Genomic DNA, 14,013 nt, shown 5'->3' on the forward strand with positions numbered 1-14,013 from the left:
CGACAGGTACTTTAGCTTACAGTTGTAAGCCGAACAAGTCCGATCAGCGGTTAGTTTGTAAATTTGCGCAGTCATCAGCGCATCGTTACAATCGCGACACCGCCTGATAAATGAGCATCTTTTGTGGAAAATTCGCCGATTGAACACGCCAGACTGTTCTGGAATGAACAGGGTACACCTGTATCCCGAACCTTTGACGACGTCTATTTTTCTAACAATAACGGGCTGGAGGAGAGTCGTTACGTCTTTATCGCAGGCAACGGCTTACCCGAGCGGTTTGTGCAACATCCACGCGACCTGTTTATCGTGGCTGAAACCGGGTTCGGTACCGGGCTGAACTTTCTGGCACTCTGGCAGGCCTTTGCGCAATTTCGCCAGGCAAATCCGGCCGCCAGGTTACAACGTTTGCACTTCATCAGCTGTGAGAAATATCCGTTAACGGTCAGCGACCTCGCCAGCGCCCATGCCAGCTGGCCTGAGCTGGCCCCGTTCTCGGCGGCACTGCGTGAACAGTGGCCAGTGGCGCTGCCCGGCTGTCAGCGAGTGCTGCTGGATAGCGGCCGGGTGACGCTCGATCTGTGGTTTGGCGATATTAATCAACTGATACATCAGTTTGATGACAGCCTGCACCAACAAACTGATGCGTGGTTTCTCGACGGATTTTCACCCGCTAAAAATCCGGATATGTGGACGCCAGCACTGTTCCAGTGCATGGCAACGTTATCCCGTAAAGACGGTACACTGTCCACCTTTACCTCTGCAGGCTTCGTCCGTCGTGGCCTGCAAGATGCCGGATTTACGATGATAAAACGTAAAGGCTTTGGCATTAAACGGGAAATGCTTTGCGGCGTACTGCCCAGGGCTGCTTGCACACAGCCCGCGGCACCGTGGTATGCCCGCCCTGCCGCTTCAGGAAACGACTTTGCCGTTATCGGCGGAGGAATTTCCGGCGTACTGCTGGCGCTTGCTCTGCTGCGGCGCGGCAAAAAAGTGACGCTTTACTGTGCCGATGACGCCGCTGCTGAAGGGGCATCGGGCAATCGTCAAGGCGCACTGTACCCGTTGCTTAATCCTCACGATCCGGCGCTTGCCTGCTTTTTTCCCAGCGCATTCACCTTTGCCCGCCGCATGTATGACCGGCTGCATGTGTGCTTCGATCATCACTGGTGCGGCGTCACACAGCTTGGCTGGGATGAGAAAAGCCGTGACAAAATTGCCAAAATGATCAGCATGAGGCTGCCTGAACAGTTGGCTTGTGGCATCAGTAAAGCACAAGTTGACGCCCTCAGCGGGGTGGCAACCGGATGTGATGGCATAACCTATCCTGATGGTGGCTGGCTCTCTCCCGGCCAGCTTACTCAGGCACTGCATCAACTGGCCGCGCTGCAGGGGTTACAGCTTAACTGGCGGCACCATCTGACACACCTGACACAGAGCGATAAAGACTGGATACTGCATTTTTCCACTCACCCACAGCGGTCACACCAAAATGTGGTACTGGCAACCGGTCATGCGCTGACTTCATTTTCACAAAGTGAAAAACTGCCTGTATATGCTGTTAGCGGACAGGTCAGCCATGTTCCAACAACTCCCGAACTGGGAAAACTCAGGCAGGTGCTCTGTTATGATGGCTACCTGACACCGGTCAGCCCGACTAACCAACATCACTGTATTGGTGCCAGCTACCATCGTGGCGAAAGTGCGCCCCGCTACCGTGAGGAGGACCAGCAGGAGAACCGCGAGCGATTAATACGCTGCCTGCCAGAAGCAGAATGGACTAAAGCAGTGGATATCAGTGAAGGTAACGCACGCTGCGCTGTGCGCTGTGCCACCCGTGACCACCTTCCGATGGTGGGGCCCCTGCCCGACTACCAGCAGACGCTGGAACAGTACGCCACACTTGCGGAAAAAAAAGACCATGCCAGTCCGGCACCGGTGCATCCGGGGCTGTTCGTATTAGGGGCGTTGGGTTCCAGAGGCTTGTGCAGCGCACCGCTGGCAGCAGAGGTACTGGCTGCACAACTCAGTGGTGAACCTGTCCCGCTGGACAGCCATACTCTGGCTGCCCTGCATACAAATCGCTACTGGGTAAGAAAATTATTGAAAGGCAAAGCGGTAAAATAAACCGACTAAAAAGAGGGCAAGCTGGCGGTTCAACCCCGCCAGCGTTAAGTCACACTGGCTGACTGGCCTGAAGAAAAAGATTATCCCACATGCCGATTACCAGCGCCTGATCCCGGGGTGACAACTCGCTGGCCTGGATGGCGTTTTGCAGGCTGTTTTGCACCTGAATCTGTAATGCTTCAGGCGTGTGCTGGCCCGCCTGCTCTATCTCCGCTACCGCAAGGGTCAGGTGACCACGCAAATAGCCACTGGCAAACAGTTCATCATCACTGGCGCTTTCCACCATATCGTCGATCAGAGTCAGGATACGTGCTTCGAATTCGTCAATCATATTCATCCTTTTCCGATCATTTTTCCGGGTTCACAGGTCTTCCGGCCACGGAAACTGTGCTGCACTCAGCGGGGGAGTTGAATAATAGTGGCCCAGTTCAGTAATAAAGCGCGCTGGCCGTTCAGCCAGGCCGTTTTCCAATAGCAGCATCACCCGTGCGTGAACGCTACGCTGGAATGCTATGCGATCTGGTTCACAGTCCCCGCTGAGATTGTCACAACTCACGTTGAAGGGAAACCCCGCAGCAACACAAAACATCCATTCCAACGCCTGGGGTTTAACCTCCACGGCCTCAAACTGTTTCTGCGTCATCGCATCACGCCCATCAGGGCAATACCAGTAACCAAAATCAACCCACTTACGTCGCTCCGCACCGGCAATACACCAGTGAGATATTTCATGCATGGCGCTGGCATAGTAGCCATGGGCAAATACCACGCGGTGGAATTTCACCTGCTCATCTGCAGGAAGATAAATTGGCTCGTCATCGCCTTTTATGAGGCGCGTCTGAAAATCGTCAAAAAAACAGCGCTCAAAGATATCAATCAACTGCTGAAAATGGTGTGCCGAACGCATGGTTGTTAATCACTCTGATTTGGCACCAAATCCATGGTGCACGCGGTTTTAACCAAAAAAGTGGTGGTACGAAGCCAGCATCGCTGCACCATAGCTGTCGTACAGCAGCTTTGCACTCATCACAACAGAGACCGTCACCACCACAGGACGGATTAGTGTCTGTCCCCGACTCAGCACCATACGTGCGCCAAGGCGGGCACCGCACATGGCACCAATCAGCATAATCAAGCCGATGCCCCATACCACTTTGCCGCCAAACATAAAGAACAGCAGACCGCCCAAATTAGAGCTGAAGTTAAGCACCTTTGCATGGGCGGTAGATTTTGCGAGGTTATAGCCGCAGAGCGTGACGAAAGCCAGCGCATAAAACGAGCCGGCACCCGGCCCAAAGAAACCATCGTAAAACCCGACGCAACCTCCGGCGACCAGAGCAAAAGGCAGACCGTGAAGACGGTGATGTCGGTCTTCCTCACCCACTTTTGGCATCAGCAAAAAATACAGGCCAATGCTGATGATCAGCAACGGCAGTACCTGTCGCAGTAGGCCCGGCTGAATATGCTGAATCAGCATGGCCCCGGTGACCGATCCTACAAACGCCAGCAGGATATTAAGACGCTGCTCGCGAAGATTCACCGCTTTGCGCCGGACAAAATACAGGCTGGCAGAAAAAGAACCCCCCACTGACTGCAGCTTATTGGTTGCCAGCGCCTGCGCAGGCGATAATCCCGCCGACAGCAATGCAGGCACGGTCAGCAGCCCACCGCCGCCGGCAATCGAATCAATAAATGCGGCAAATACCGCCACAAAAAACAACAGGCCAGCCACAGCAGGGCTGACAGCAAACCACGCCATTATTACCTTCCTAAAACAAATGCTTATCGAGTCATGCCTGACAGGGTGGCGGTAAAGGTGGCGGCTGACGTTTTACTGCCTCACCATCACCCGGTTTCGCTGGCGAAAACCAGCTTTGCAATTCGGTCCCACAGCCATCACTCGGCGGCGGCACAGGCTGATCCTGACATTCAGGGCTGTCAGCAGGACAACGAAAACGAACATGCATATGCGCCCGATGTGCGAACCAGGGACGCACCTTTCGTAGCCAGTCAAGATCAGCACCGACATCGGCGCAGGGCTGCTTTTTAATCGCCGGGTTAACAAAGATACGCGTGACATTATCGTCTTCTGCTGCCAGTTTGATCAGGCTGGCAATCCCCGGCTGCCAGTGCCGAACAACCACACTTTTACCGTCCGCGCTGACCAGATCTAAAGACCGTGGGTTAAGCAGCATGGTTGACCGTCCAGCACGTTTCAAGCAATTGCAGCCAGATATCGACATCAAACCGCGACTGGTGGCTGACATGACCGCTGCTGAAGCCTCCCCCGGCCGCCATAGCCATATCACCCACCAACACCTCTCCCAGATGCTGGTTATATGCCAGGCGGCTGAGGCGCTGAATAAACAGTATCAGCTCAGGATGACCATAAAACCGTCGCTGATCCTGGCGCATAATCTGGCAACAGGGCGCGTCTGACGGCAAAGGTTGCGCACCAATAATACAGCCATTGGCAAAAGACCCTATAGCCTGAGGGCGTCCCTCTATCGGCTGGCGAATCGACTGCAAGGGCGTGGCGGCAAGAGCGCCTGCACTTATTATCAGCGCACAAAGCGCAAGTCGCGTCTTTTTCATCAGGGTAAGCTTACCAACGAGGGATCTCCGTTTTAACATCGGCGTTCTGAGCGCGCTGCCGCAATAGATGATCCATCAGCACAATCGCCATCATCGCTTCTGCGATCGGCACCGCACGGATACCCACGCAGGGATCGTGACGACCTTTCGTGATTATCTCGACTTCAGAACCATCGCGCTTAATCGTCTTACCCGGCACGGTGATACTGGAGGTAGGTTTCATCGCAATGGTCGCCAGAATCGTTTGTCCGGTGCTGATGCCGCCTAAAATGCCGCCAGCATGATTGCTTTGAAAACCGTCAGCACGGATTTCATCACGGTGCTCACTGCCACGCTGGGCAACAACGGCAAAACCGTCACCCATTTCAACACCTTTCACCGCATTGATGCTCATCAGCGCATGGGCTAAATCGGCGTCCAGGCGGTCAAAAACCGGTTCACCCAAGCCCACCGGCACATTCTCCGCCATCACGGACACTTTTGCGCCGATAGAATCGCCTTCTTTTTTCAACCCGCGCATCAGTTCATCCAGTGCCGGAATTTTATCCGGGTCCGGGCAAAAGAACGGATTTTTTTCGACCTGATCCCAGTCCTTCAGTTCACAGACAACATCGCCCATTTGCGCCAGGTAACCACGCACCCGGACGCCGTGCTTCATCGCCAGATATTTTTTTGCCACAGCACCGGCAGCCACGCGCATCGCGGTTTCCCTGGCGGAGGAACGTCCACCGCCACGGTAGTCGCGCACACCATACTTCTGCTCGTAGGTGTAGTCTGCGTGACCGGGACGGAACAGGTCTTTGATTTCACCATAATCCTGTGAGCGCTGATCGGTGTTTTCAATTAACAAGCCAATGCTGGCCCCCGTAGTTACGCCTTCAAAAACACCAGACAGAATTTTCACGCTGTCGGGTTCACGGCGCTGGGTGGTGTAACGTGAGGTTCCCGGACGACGACGGTCCAGATTGTGTTGCAAATCGGCTTCCATCAACGGCATGCCCGGCGGAACACCGTCAATAATGCAGCCAAGCGCCAGCCCGTGGGATTCACCAAAGGTAGTGACACGGAAGATCTGACCGATAGTATTACCCGCCATTTTTACTCCTTTATTCTTTAAAGGGCCGTTTATCTTGCCCTGCACTGACACATTAGCCGGTGACTGAGATACCAGAAGGAGAGCGTTAGCTCCCGGCACCTTCACTGGCAGCGCCAACCTTGCTGTTTTTTCGGGATAGCGTCGAAACTGCCCGGCAATGCCTGCGTTGGTTAATCTTTAAACATACTGAAATGGTGCTGTGCCGCAACAATTTGCTCGCGGGTCAGCATAAATACGCCGTCCCCGCCGTTGCTGAACTCCAGCCATGTGAATGACACGTCCGGGTACTGCTCAACCATATGCACCATGCTGTTGCCAACCTCACAAATCAGCACGCCCTGCTCACTGAGATAATCCGGGGCACAGGCAATAATTCGCCGTACCAGCTTGAGTCCATCGCTTCCTGCCGCGAGGCCCAGCTCAGGCTCATGGCGGTATTCACCCGGCAGATCGCTCATATCGTCTTCGTCGACGTAAGGCGGATTGGTCACAATCAGGTCATAAGGCGTTTTTGGCAGCTCGCGGAACAGATCGCTACGAATCGGCGTGACATGATGTTCCATGCCGTGCTGCTCAATATTCTGTTCAGTCACCGCCAGCGCTCCCGGCGAGATATCTATCGCATCCACCTCCGCCTGCGGAAACGCATAAGCACAGGCAATGGCAATGCAGCCGCTGCCCGTACACATATCAAGAATATGCGTTGGCTCCTGCGGCAAAATGGCGGTAAAGCGCTCGTTGATTAATTCGCCGATGGGTGAACGAGGCACCAGCACGCGCTCGTCGACGTAGAATTCATGGCCACAGAACCAGGCTTTGTTGGTCAGATAGGCGACCGGTATACGTTCATTGATACGGCGGATGACTCGCTCAACAATGCGGTGACGCTCACTAGACGTCAGGCGTGCGTTACGCATATCTTCAGGAATATCGAGAGGCAAATAGAGTGTGGGCAAGACCAGTTGAACAGCTTCGTCCCAGGGGTTATCGGTGCCATGTCCATACCAGAGTTCGGCCGCAGCAAAACGACTGACTGACCAGCGCAACATGTCCTGGATGGTATGCAGTTCACTGACTGCCTCGTCAACGAATATTTTGTCCAAAGTGCCCTCCACAGGCCAGATTTAATCCTGGCAACTAGTTTGCCATGAAGCCACGGATAATTCAGCGCAGCAGTGTGAAAAAGCGCACTTTTGTTTATCAGCCCGGAAAAGTCGGGGTAGACTGTGCTCAGTCGTTAAAAATCCAGGCACTGTTTGTGTCTTGGGAGAATCAATGAATAAAAAGCAGTCTCTCAGTGCCGGAGATGAGGCGCTGTTTCGCGGATTAATGGCAGGTACACGCAAACTGTCACAGGATAAAATTGTTCATAAACCTGTCCGTAAAAAAATATCGCGGGTGCCGCAGAAACGCCTGCTGTCTGAACAAGCGGACGCCAGCCATTATTTTTCGGATGAATTTCAGCCGTTGCTGGCGGAAGAAGGCCCGGTGCGCTATGTCCGCAGGGACGTCAGGCACTATGAACTGAAGAAGCTGCGTCGCGGCGATTACACGCCGGAAATATTTCTGGACCTGCATGGTTTAACCCAGAGGCAGGCTAAAGATGAACTGGGCGCGCTGATTGCGGCCTGCCGCCGCGAGCACATTCTTTGTGCCAGTGTGATGCACGGCCACGGAAAACATGTGTTAAAGCAACAAACGCCGCTTTGGCTGGCCCAGCATCCAATGGTGATGGCGTTTCATCAGGCAACAAAACTGTTTGGTGGGGATGCGGCACTTTTGGTACTCATTGAGGTGGAAGAGTGGCAACCGCCTGAACTTCCCTGACGGGGTGGGCCGATGTGACTGGCCCACCGCGCGATCAGATAGCTTTTGCCAGCTTCGACGGGCTGACCTGCCATTCAAGCTTGCCGCAGGCACTGTCAATATCGTATTCAATACAGGCAATCGCCGAGGTGGCGAACATGGGTGGAGCTTCCTGCGGGCAGAGCGCCGAGACCAGGTATCCCACCAGCGGCAGATGAGAAATGACCAGCACGGATTTTACCCCTTCCTTTGCCAGCATCTGCAGATAGCCAGCGACCATCTCGGGGTCGCCACCCGGCGTCAATTCCGGCAAAACATCCTGTCCTTCAGGCAGTGTCAGCGACTCTCGCACGGTTGTGAGGGTTTGTTCTGCGCGCAGATAAGGGCTGACCAGCACCCGTTCAATATCAATTACCTGGCCGTTGAGCCAGCTTGCCATTTGCCGTGATTCATCACAGCCACAATGGGTCAGAGGTCTTACCGAGTCACTGGCAGCATCCAGAGCCGCATCGCCGTGACGCATAATGAAAACTTGCATAATGCACCGCTTTTGTTAGACAAAAACGCCGGAAAAACCGCTTTCCGACTCTTCATTCAGGGAATAAACGCTGTGTTGTACCTTAATGCCGGAAGTTAAGTCAACCGCTTGTTTACTAATTAACCGCATTCCAGAATACTCTCGTCCCATACTGCAACAGAAGAAATTCTAACCTGCTGAATTGTGTTCATTCTCACCTTGCAAACGTGCTGAATAAAAAATTTCCTGTGCACCTGCCATCTGGCAGAGACGCGGACAAAGTGTAAACCGCTCGCCTTCAGACTGCATCAGATGCTCCAGAGTATTAACCACATGGAGAATACCCAGCCGCTCCATATAACAAAAGGGTCCCCCAAGAAAAGGAGGGAAGTCGATACCATATATCGCCCCTATACCGCCCTCACGCGCAGAACCTATCACTCGATCATCCAGCGCCCTGACCACTTCGTTCATCATCACACAGCGCCGGGCAATGTTATCGCTGCTGAGATGAGACGTTGGCACGATCTTAAGCAGCGTATAAATGCTGCGATATGACGTTTTTTTCCGTCCAGGTTTGTTAGCGTTATACAGTTAGAACCCCCGGCTGTTTTTCTTCCCTTTACGATCATCGTTGAGTAGCGCACTCAATTCCTGCGGAGCACTGAAGTGATCGCCCTGGCCAGTAGCGGCATAATATGCGTTGCCACATCAATACCCACCTCGTACAGTAGCTGGATTAGCCCAACCGGAAAGCCGAAATCAACCAGGGCCAGGTCAATGGCACCAACAGGCTCACCGTCAGGGAGGCAATGCATTGCTTCCTTCATGTCAGGTGCCAGAATACGATTAACGTACCTGCTTTATCCGCCACCACTATCGGCATCTTTCCCTGTTTCTTCGCCAGTGCGTCCTGCTGCTCGCGGGTGATACCGTATGTTTTTGCCATTTGTTCTGCAGTGTCCCCCATACGCAGGCCGGTGGAGTATTCTGCAACCGCAGGGGGAACAGGCAACAAATCGCGTGGACGCAGCTGATTAAACCGTTTCTACTGCCATGTTCGTGCTTTACTAAGCTCAACCAAAATGCGGGCAAGTTTTTTACTCATCCCAACAGGCAGAACAGATGACGATTCCGCTCTGCCCGCTATTCCCGCACAGATGGTGCCAGCCAGCAGGCTTTCAGCGATATTCGCCACCGTCTGAAAGCTGGTAGCACAAGTGACGCTGTAGGCATCCGTTGCAACATGCAGACCGCTACTCAGCACTATTTCACGCGCAATATTGGGGGCTTCTGGCATTTGTGTTACTGCCCAAACACCAGCATCTCTATCGCCTCTGGAGGATCTCGCCACGCGCCAGTAGCTCGCTAATGATCATCCGCCCTAATTCCAGCACAGAAATGCCGTGCAGCACCATCGCCTGACAGGCAAACGGCGTATGCAAACCATGCGTGATGACGATACGATCACCCTTTCGGGTCAGCAACGATAACGTTTCAGACATGCTTTTCCCCTTTAGAATCGCAACGGGCCGTTTGGCCTGAAGAGGTCTGACCTGTTTATTGTTAATCAGGTTCTTACATTTTGCACAAGGGAGATGCTGAAAACAGGAGAATGAACACATTTTAGCGAAAAGCAAGCGGGCTGGCTCGTCCGCCAACCCTTCAGAAGAGGACGTTATCGCAGACCAAGCTGAAAAATCATGGTTTCAGCCTGACAGCTGAAAGTAAAATGTGCGTCAAGCTGAACGCCTTGCGGCAACTCCGTCAGACTGGCATTGATTTTACAAGGCTCCGATTCCACACAGCGTGCTTTTTCAGTCAGTTCCGCCAGCGTCTGCTCTGCCTGCTGACGACTGGTGAAAAGCTGACGCCAGATGGCTGTACAGCCTGTGTTGTCAATAATGGTGCCAACATCGACACAGCAGCAGGTTGCCGTTTCATTAGCACTGCATTTTTTTATCGCATCAGTCATATAAGGTCTCCGGTTAGACGGTGTTTGCACACTGGCTTTGCATTAGCAGAATGCCCACAGTTTACTCAGCTGCGTTTAATTTGTCCGCTGACGGATTCGGCTCATGACGTTAAGTGACGAATATCACAGTAAAAATTGATCTGAAACATCTCTGACGCAAACAACCGCAGAACATTGTTATTTTTTGTTATGATTAACGCTTTTCTTGGATCATTTCTGAAATATTTATAAATCAATATTGCCACTGCGTAACAGGTCAGACCTATACTGGGGCCACTGGTCTGATTTGTCAGTTGTTATTCCGTCCCTGCACTCCCCGGCATTTGTTACTTGATGCAACAGAGTAAATAATAATCAGATAATGAGGTTGTGGTCATGAACCATAAAAACCTGTTTGCAAAGTCGGCTTTAGCCATGGCAGTGGTGCTTGTTTCTTCAACCGTCTGGTCAGCAGGCTTCCAGCTTAATGAATTTTCCGCTATTGGTCTGGGCCGGGCTTATTCAGGTGAAGGTGCGATGGGGGACACGGCAGCCTCAGCCAGCCGTAATCCGGCAACCATGGTACTGATGGATAGTCCTGAGTTTTCCATTGGCGCGGTGTTTATCGACCCCGACGTCAGCGTCAACGGCGGCAGTCCGACCGGATGGAGTCTCAACGCCAGTAATATCGCGCCGTCGCAATGGGTACCCAATATTCACTATGTTCAACCATTAAACGATCGTTGGTGGCTGGGCGCGTCGGCGACATCGAATTACGGGCTGGCGACTGAGTACAATAATGACTACACCGCAGGGTTCTACGCCGGAAAAACGGGCCTGCAAACCATGAATCTGAATTTGAGCACGGCTTATCGGCTCAACGAACATTTTAGCTTTGGCGTGGGATTCGATGCCGTTTATGCAAGAGCCAAAATTGAACGCTATGCCGGTGAGTCAGGCCAGGCGCTGGGGTTACCCTCAGATACTCAAATCGCACACCTGAAAGGGGACGAATGGGGCTATGGCTGGAATACCGGGGTTTTATATGAGGTTGATAAAGATAACCGGTTTGGTTTCACCTATCGATCTGAAGTCAAGGTTGATTTTGACGGCAATTACAGAAGCGACCTGCCTGGCTCCATTAACCCGCTAAACCTTGGGTTACCGTACGCAACCAGTGGCTCAACCATCCCCGGAGCCTTAACACTCAACCTGCCTGAAGTATGGGAAGTCTCCGGCTATCATAAGGTTGCTCCTCAATGGGTCATTCATTACAGCATGGCCTACACCAGCTGGAGTCAGTTCCAGGAGCTGAAAGCAACGGGTAGCAGTGGCCAGACGCTGTTCCAAAAAGATAAAAGTTACAGAGATGCTTACAGAATCGCGTTAGGTACATCTTACTTTTATGATGATAACTGGACATTCCGCGCAGGCATTGCCTTCGATGACAGCCCGGTACCGACCGATAACCGCACCATCTCCATACCCGATCAGGACCGTTTATGGCTAAGTACCGGTACCTCTTATGCTTTCAATCAGGATACCTCAGTTGACCTGGGTATTTCCTATATGCACGGCCAGGATGTCACCGTTAAAGAAGGCCCTTACACTTTCCATTCAACCGGCAAAGCATGGTTGTATGGCGCGAACTTTAACTATAAATTTTAATGGCGACACATATGCAGCAGGCCTGTCATTGACAGACCTTTTTTTAGCTAGTTGGCATCGATATCATTCAGATCGCCCTGAATTGCCGCCGCATTTGAATTCTCCTGCGGAGTGAGTTTCCCCCCTCTCGCCAGGAAGTCATGACGCTGGAAGTAGGCTGCCCTGACGAATGAATAAGGGTCGCCGGTATTATGCAGCATCGCATCGCTGTCAAGCAGCCGCGCACGGGTTTCCACCACCTCCAGCGTCCATTTGCCAACAGACATCCACCACGTCAGCAAGCCCAGCGGGGCGTAAAGATTATCAACCAGGCCACCTACATCTTCCCGCGGGGTAAAATTGCCATAGCCCGGCAGAACTACATAGGTTCCATAGCCCACGCCATAGTTGCCCAGCGTACTGCCAAAACGGTGCGGTTCTTCTTTAGCCAGCGCAGGATTTGCCATTCCGGCAACATCAATAAAACCGCCCATTCCAAGAATAGTGTTCAGGAAAAAACGATTGAAATGGATCATTGCTTTGTAGGGCTTACCTTCCACAAAATAGTTCACCATGGTCGATGGCTCACTGAGGTTCCCCAGGAAATTGCTTATACCGGTTCGCGCTGGGACAGGAACATAGTCACGCCATGCCACTGCCACGGGACGGACAATGTAAGGATCGAGCACAGTATAGTTAAAGTTGAACATGGAGCGGTTAAAGCCTTCCAACGGATCGGGTCTGCCCTGCGGCTGATCCGCCCTTTGTGAACTGGCACAGCCAAACAGCAGCATACTGGCGAGCGCGATGCCCATCACACGGTAGCTCATATCATTCTCCCTGTAGCAAGTAGTAGGTATGTATATTTTTGTTGATGAATGTTAACGGACTGAGAAAGCTTGCACTTAAAATATAGGACCGTGGATCTGCTTAAGTGCAAAAGATAGCAGCTCCTCTATCGACTGTTAAAAGAGAGATACACTCTCTTTTAGCGTCGTGCGCCAGAGTAAAACAGCGACAAAAATATACATTACTCTGCCTGCAGGCAACATTTTTTCTGGCAGTATTATTATCGGACGTGATGGAAAATCAGCCTGCTGCAGCCTTCATCGCTGCAAGGTCAGATAATCACGCTGAAGTTATTGAGGTTAAGTAACGTATTTCTGTTTCTCTGCTTTGCGCACAGATTAACGCTGGCCCAGTCGACGTATTCTGGCTCGTAAAAGAATGAGCGCTGCCCCTAAAAATGCAAAAAGTGCAGGGCCGGCCCAGAGAAGGAGATTAGAAGACCGATCAACCACATCGGGACAATGACTGTCCACCATTTGCGCGTTTATTTCGTCAGATTTCTTTCTTATCATCTGCGACTGAAACGTTATGAGCCTCATATCAGCCGCAATAAATGAACCGGAATCAGCAATACTTTTGTACTGACATTCAGGGCAACGTAGTGTTTCAGTGAAGTAAGGATATTGTTGTTCCGCAATTGCAGAAAATGTTGAGCTGTAGGTCGTCTCAGACAGCACCTTAGTCGCCGCCAGCAGTAATGACATCAGTAAAATGATGCAGATCTTCATGGATTTCGCCTCCTTGCCTGATTTATCTTTCAGTTACTTTTTGAGTATTCCCTCACCCACTATGCAAACCGTCTTACTTTGTGACAATGAACATTTCATTGCCATTTTTCAGAGGAATCCTCAGGACGTCCTGAGCACTTTCATTAGCCCAGAGCATACCGTCACCCTCTCACAGACTCAATTAATAAGCATTATCCGGAGCAATTATCCGCTTTAGTTCTTTAATCAGGTTTCTTACAGGATTACATTTCATTTTCCGATAATTCATGAAGTTACACTTTTTTTACTAAGGATCCCGGCCACCTCCTCAACAGGCTTTACGCCACTTACTCTGTGTTATGAACCACAAGGAATGAGAAACAGCGTAGGCAGGAAATAAATGAAAAAAAACGGGATTTCGCGGGTATGGAATCGGCTTGTGGCACTATGTTATAGATTAACCCTGCAAAGAAAAGTGCATTTTTTGAAATGAGAAAAAATTCTGTGTAACTGCTTTTGAGTCACTTATTCTGATAAAGCGAGGGACCGCATCAATCAGCGTTTAAATCATTTTTAAATCGCCTTTAGACAACGGGGCTAATGAAGCCCCTCAACCCGTTTGCTTGTCACCTGGCTTGTGGCCAGATACTGACGAGTGAGTCCTCTCTATGTTGGCTAAAAGCTCAAGACGCTCCTGGTCTGTCATGGTGACCTGCCC

General features: G+C 51.8%; 15 protein-coding genes and 2 pseudogenes. 4 read left to right on the forward strand and 13 right to left on the reverse strand.

The features are described 5' to 3' along the window. Positions 1-123 precede the first annotated feature (123 nt). A complete protein-coding gene (gene mnmC / locus LU633_RS17575) occupies positions 124-2,124 on the forward strand; it encodes a bifunctional tRNA (5-methylaminomethyl-2-thiouridine)(34)-methyltransferase MnmD/FAD-dependent 5-carboxymethylaminomethyl-2-thiouridine(34) oxidoreductase MnmC (RefSeq protein WP_016190040.1) in 2,001 nt (666 codons plus the stop codon). Positions 2,125-2,173: 49 nt separating this feature from the next. Here the strand turns inward: mnmC and LU633_RS17580 are convergent, their stop codons facing one another. The 6 genes and pseudogenes from LU633_RS17580 to prmB form a co-directional block, all read right to left on the reverse strand. Further along, entirely contained in the window at positions 2,174-2,455 is a 282-nt protein-coding gene (locus tag LU633_RS17580) for a YfcL family protein (RefSeq protein ID WP_016190041.1), read from the reverse strand. Between the two features lie 30 nt (positions 2,456-2,485). Further along, on the reverse strand, positions 2,486-3,031 hold the full coding sequence (locus LU633_RS17585; protein ID WP_016190042.1) for an elongation factor P hydroxylase: 546 nt from the start codon (positions 3,029-3,031) through the stop codon (positions 2,486-2,488). A 48-nt stretch (positions 3,032-3,079) separates the two neighbouring features. Further along, positions 3,080-3,883, reverse strand: coding sequence for a sulfite exporter TauE/SafE family protein (locus LU633_RS17590; protein ID WP_016190043.1), 804 nt, complete (start codon positions 3,881-3,883; stop codon positions 3,080-3,082). A gap of 31 nt (positions 3,884-3,914) precedes the next feature. After that, positions 3,915-4,719, reverse strand: a pseudogene (mepA, locus tag LU633_RS17595) (penicillin-insensitive murein endopeptidase). Positions 4,720-4,729: 10 nt separating this feature from the next. Beyond that, positions 4,730-5,815 (reverse strand): chorismate synthase, encoded by a 1,086-nt coding sequence (aroC, locus tag LU633_RS17600; RefSeq protein WP_016190044.1) that lies wholly within the window; start codon positions 5,813-5,815, stop codon positions 4,730-4,732. A 170-nt stretch (positions 5,816-5,985) separates the two neighbouring features. After that, positions 5,986-6,918, reverse strand: coding sequence for a 50S ribosomal protein L3 N(5)-glutamine methyltransferase (gene prmB / locus LU633_RS17605; RefSeq protein WP_016190045.1), 933 nt, complete (start codon positions 6,916-6,918; stop codon positions 5,986-5,988). Positions 6,919-7,090: 172 nt separating this feature from the next. Here prmB and smrB point away from each other — a divergent pair, with 172 nt between their 5' ends. Next, entirely contained in the window at positions 7,091-7,642 is a 552-nt protein-coding gene (gene smrB, locus LU633_RS17610) for an endonuclease SmrB (RefSeq protein WP_016190046.1), read from the forward strand. 34 nt (positions 7,643-7,676) lie between these two features. Here smrB and sixA read toward each other — a convergent pair whose 3' ends face one another. The 5 genes and pseudogenes from sixA to LU633_RS17635 form a co-directional block, all read right to left on the reverse strand. Beyond that, on the reverse strand, positions 7,677-8,159 hold the full coding sequence (gene sixA, locus LU633_RS17615) for a phosphohistidine phosphatase SixA (RefSeq protein ID WP_016190047.1): 483 nt from the start codon (positions 8,157-8,159) through the stop codon (positions 7,677-7,679). A 168-nt stretch (positions 8,160-8,327) separates the two neighbouring features. After that, complete coding sequence (locus tag LU633_RS17620) at positions 8,328-8,663, reverse strand: hypothetical protein (protein WP_152664183.1); 336 nt, start codon at positions 8,661-8,663, stop codon at positions 8,328-8,330. A gap of 122 nt (positions 8,664-8,785) precedes the next feature. Next, positions 8,786-8,968, reverse strand: coding sequence for a 3-hydroxyacyl-CoA dehydrogenase family protein (locus LU633_RS17625; RefSeq protein ID WP_040465306.1), 183 nt, complete (start codon positions 8,966-8,968; stop codon positions 8,786-8,788). A gap of 65 nt (positions 8,969-9,033) precedes the next feature. Further along, positions 9,034-9,643: pseudogene (locus LU633_RS17630) on the reverse strand (thiolase family protein); the annotation flags it as partial. Between the two features lie 173 nt (positions 9,644-9,816). After that, a complete protein-coding gene (locus tag LU633_RS17635; RefSeq protein WP_016190051.1) occupies positions 9,817-10,113 on the reverse strand; it encodes a YfcZ/YiiS family protein in 297 nt (98 codons plus the stop codon). Positions 10,114-10,488: 375 nt separating this feature from the next. Here LU633_RS17635 and fadL point away from each other — a divergent pair, with 375 nt between their 5' ends. Continuing rightward, positions 10,489-11,760, forward strand: a complete 1,272-nt coding sequence (gene fadL, locus LU633_RS17640) for a long-chain fatty acid transporter FadL (protein ID WP_016190052.1) — start codon at positions 10,489-10,491, stop codon at positions 11,758-11,760. 47 nt (positions 11,761-11,807) lie between these two features. Here fadL and mlaA read toward each other — a convergent pair whose 3' ends face one another. After that, positions 11,808-12,569: a phospholipid-binding lipoprotein MlaA gene (gene mlaA / locus LU633_RS17645; protein WP_016190053.1), complete on the reverse strand. Its 762-nt coding sequence runs from the start codon at positions 12,567-12,569 to the stop codon at positions 11,808-11,810. A gap of 104 nt (positions 12,570-12,673) precedes the next feature. Between mlaA and LU633_RS17650 the strand changes: the two genes are divergently transcribed. Continuing rightward, positions 12,674-12,895: a hypothetical protein gene (locus LU633_RS17650; protein ID WP_152664184.1), complete on the forward strand. Its 222-nt coding sequence runs from the start codon at positions 12,674-12,676 to the stop codon at positions 12,893-12,895. Between the two features lie 31 nt (positions 12,896-12,926). Here the strand turns inward: LU633_RS17650 and LU633_RS17655 are convergent, their stop codons facing one another. Beyond that, positions 12,927-13,316, reverse strand: a complete 390-nt coding sequence (locus LU633_RS17655; protein WP_016190054.1) for a cytochrome c-type biogenesis protein — start codon at positions 13,314-13,316, stop codon at positions 12,927-12,929. Between the last annotated feature and the right edge of the window lie 697 nt (positions 13,317-14,013).

The organism is Erwinia tracheiphila (assembly GCF_021365465.1).
Classification (GTDB): Bacteria; Pseudomonadota; Gammaproteobacteria; order Enterobacterales; family Enterobacteriaceae; genus Erwinia; species Erwinia tracheiphila.

What these genes read in the sequence shown, in the direction of transcription:
- LU633_RS17625 (WP_040465306.1), bottom strand. Translation starts at nt 8,968, where the DNA reads ATGAAGGAAGCAATGCATTGCCTCCCTGACGGTGAGCCTGTTGGTGCC.
- fadL (WP_016190052.1), top strand. Translation starts at nt 10,489, where the DNA reads ATGAACCATAAAAACCTGTTTGCAAAGTCGGCTTTAGCCATGGCAGTG.
- LU633_RS17585 (WP_016190042.1), bottom strand. Translation starts at nt 3,031, where the DNA reads ATGCGTTCGGCACACCATTTTCAGCAGTTGATTGATATCTTTGAGCGC.
- smrB (WP_016190046.1), top strand. Translation starts at nt 7,091, where the DNA reads ATGAATAAAAAGCAGTCTCTCAGTGCCGGAGATGAGGCGCTGTTTCGC.
- sixA (WP_016190047.1), bottom strand. Translation starts at nt 8,159, where the DNA reads ATGCAAGTTTTCATTATGCGTCACGGCGATGCGGCTCTGGATGCTGCC.
- aroC (WP_016190044.1), bottom strand. Translation starts at nt 5,815, where the DNA reads ATGGCGGGTAATACTATCGGTCAGATCTTCCGTGTCACTACCTTTGGT.
- LU633_RS17655 (WP_016190054.1), bottom strand. Translation starts at nt 13,316, where the DNA reads ATGAAGATCTGCATCATTTTACTGATGTCATTACTGCTGGCGGCGACT.
- LU633_RS17590 (WP_016190043.1), bottom strand. Translation starts at nt 3,883, where the DNA reads ATGGCGTGGTTTGCTGTCAGCCCTGCTGTGGCTGGCCTGTTGTTTTTT.
- mlaA (WP_016190053.1), bottom strand. Translation starts at nt 12,569, where the DNA reads ATGAGCTACCGTGTGATGGGCATCGCGCTCGCCAGTATGCTGCTGTTT.
- LU633_RS17635 (WP_016190051.1), bottom strand. Translation starts at nt 10,113, where the DNA reads ATGACTGATGCGATAAAAAAATGCAGTGCTAATGAAACGGCAACCTGC.
- LU633_RS17580 (WP_016190041.1), bottom strand. Translation starts at nt 2,455, where the DNA reads ATGATTGACGAATTCGAAGCACGTATCCTGACTCTGATCGACGATATG.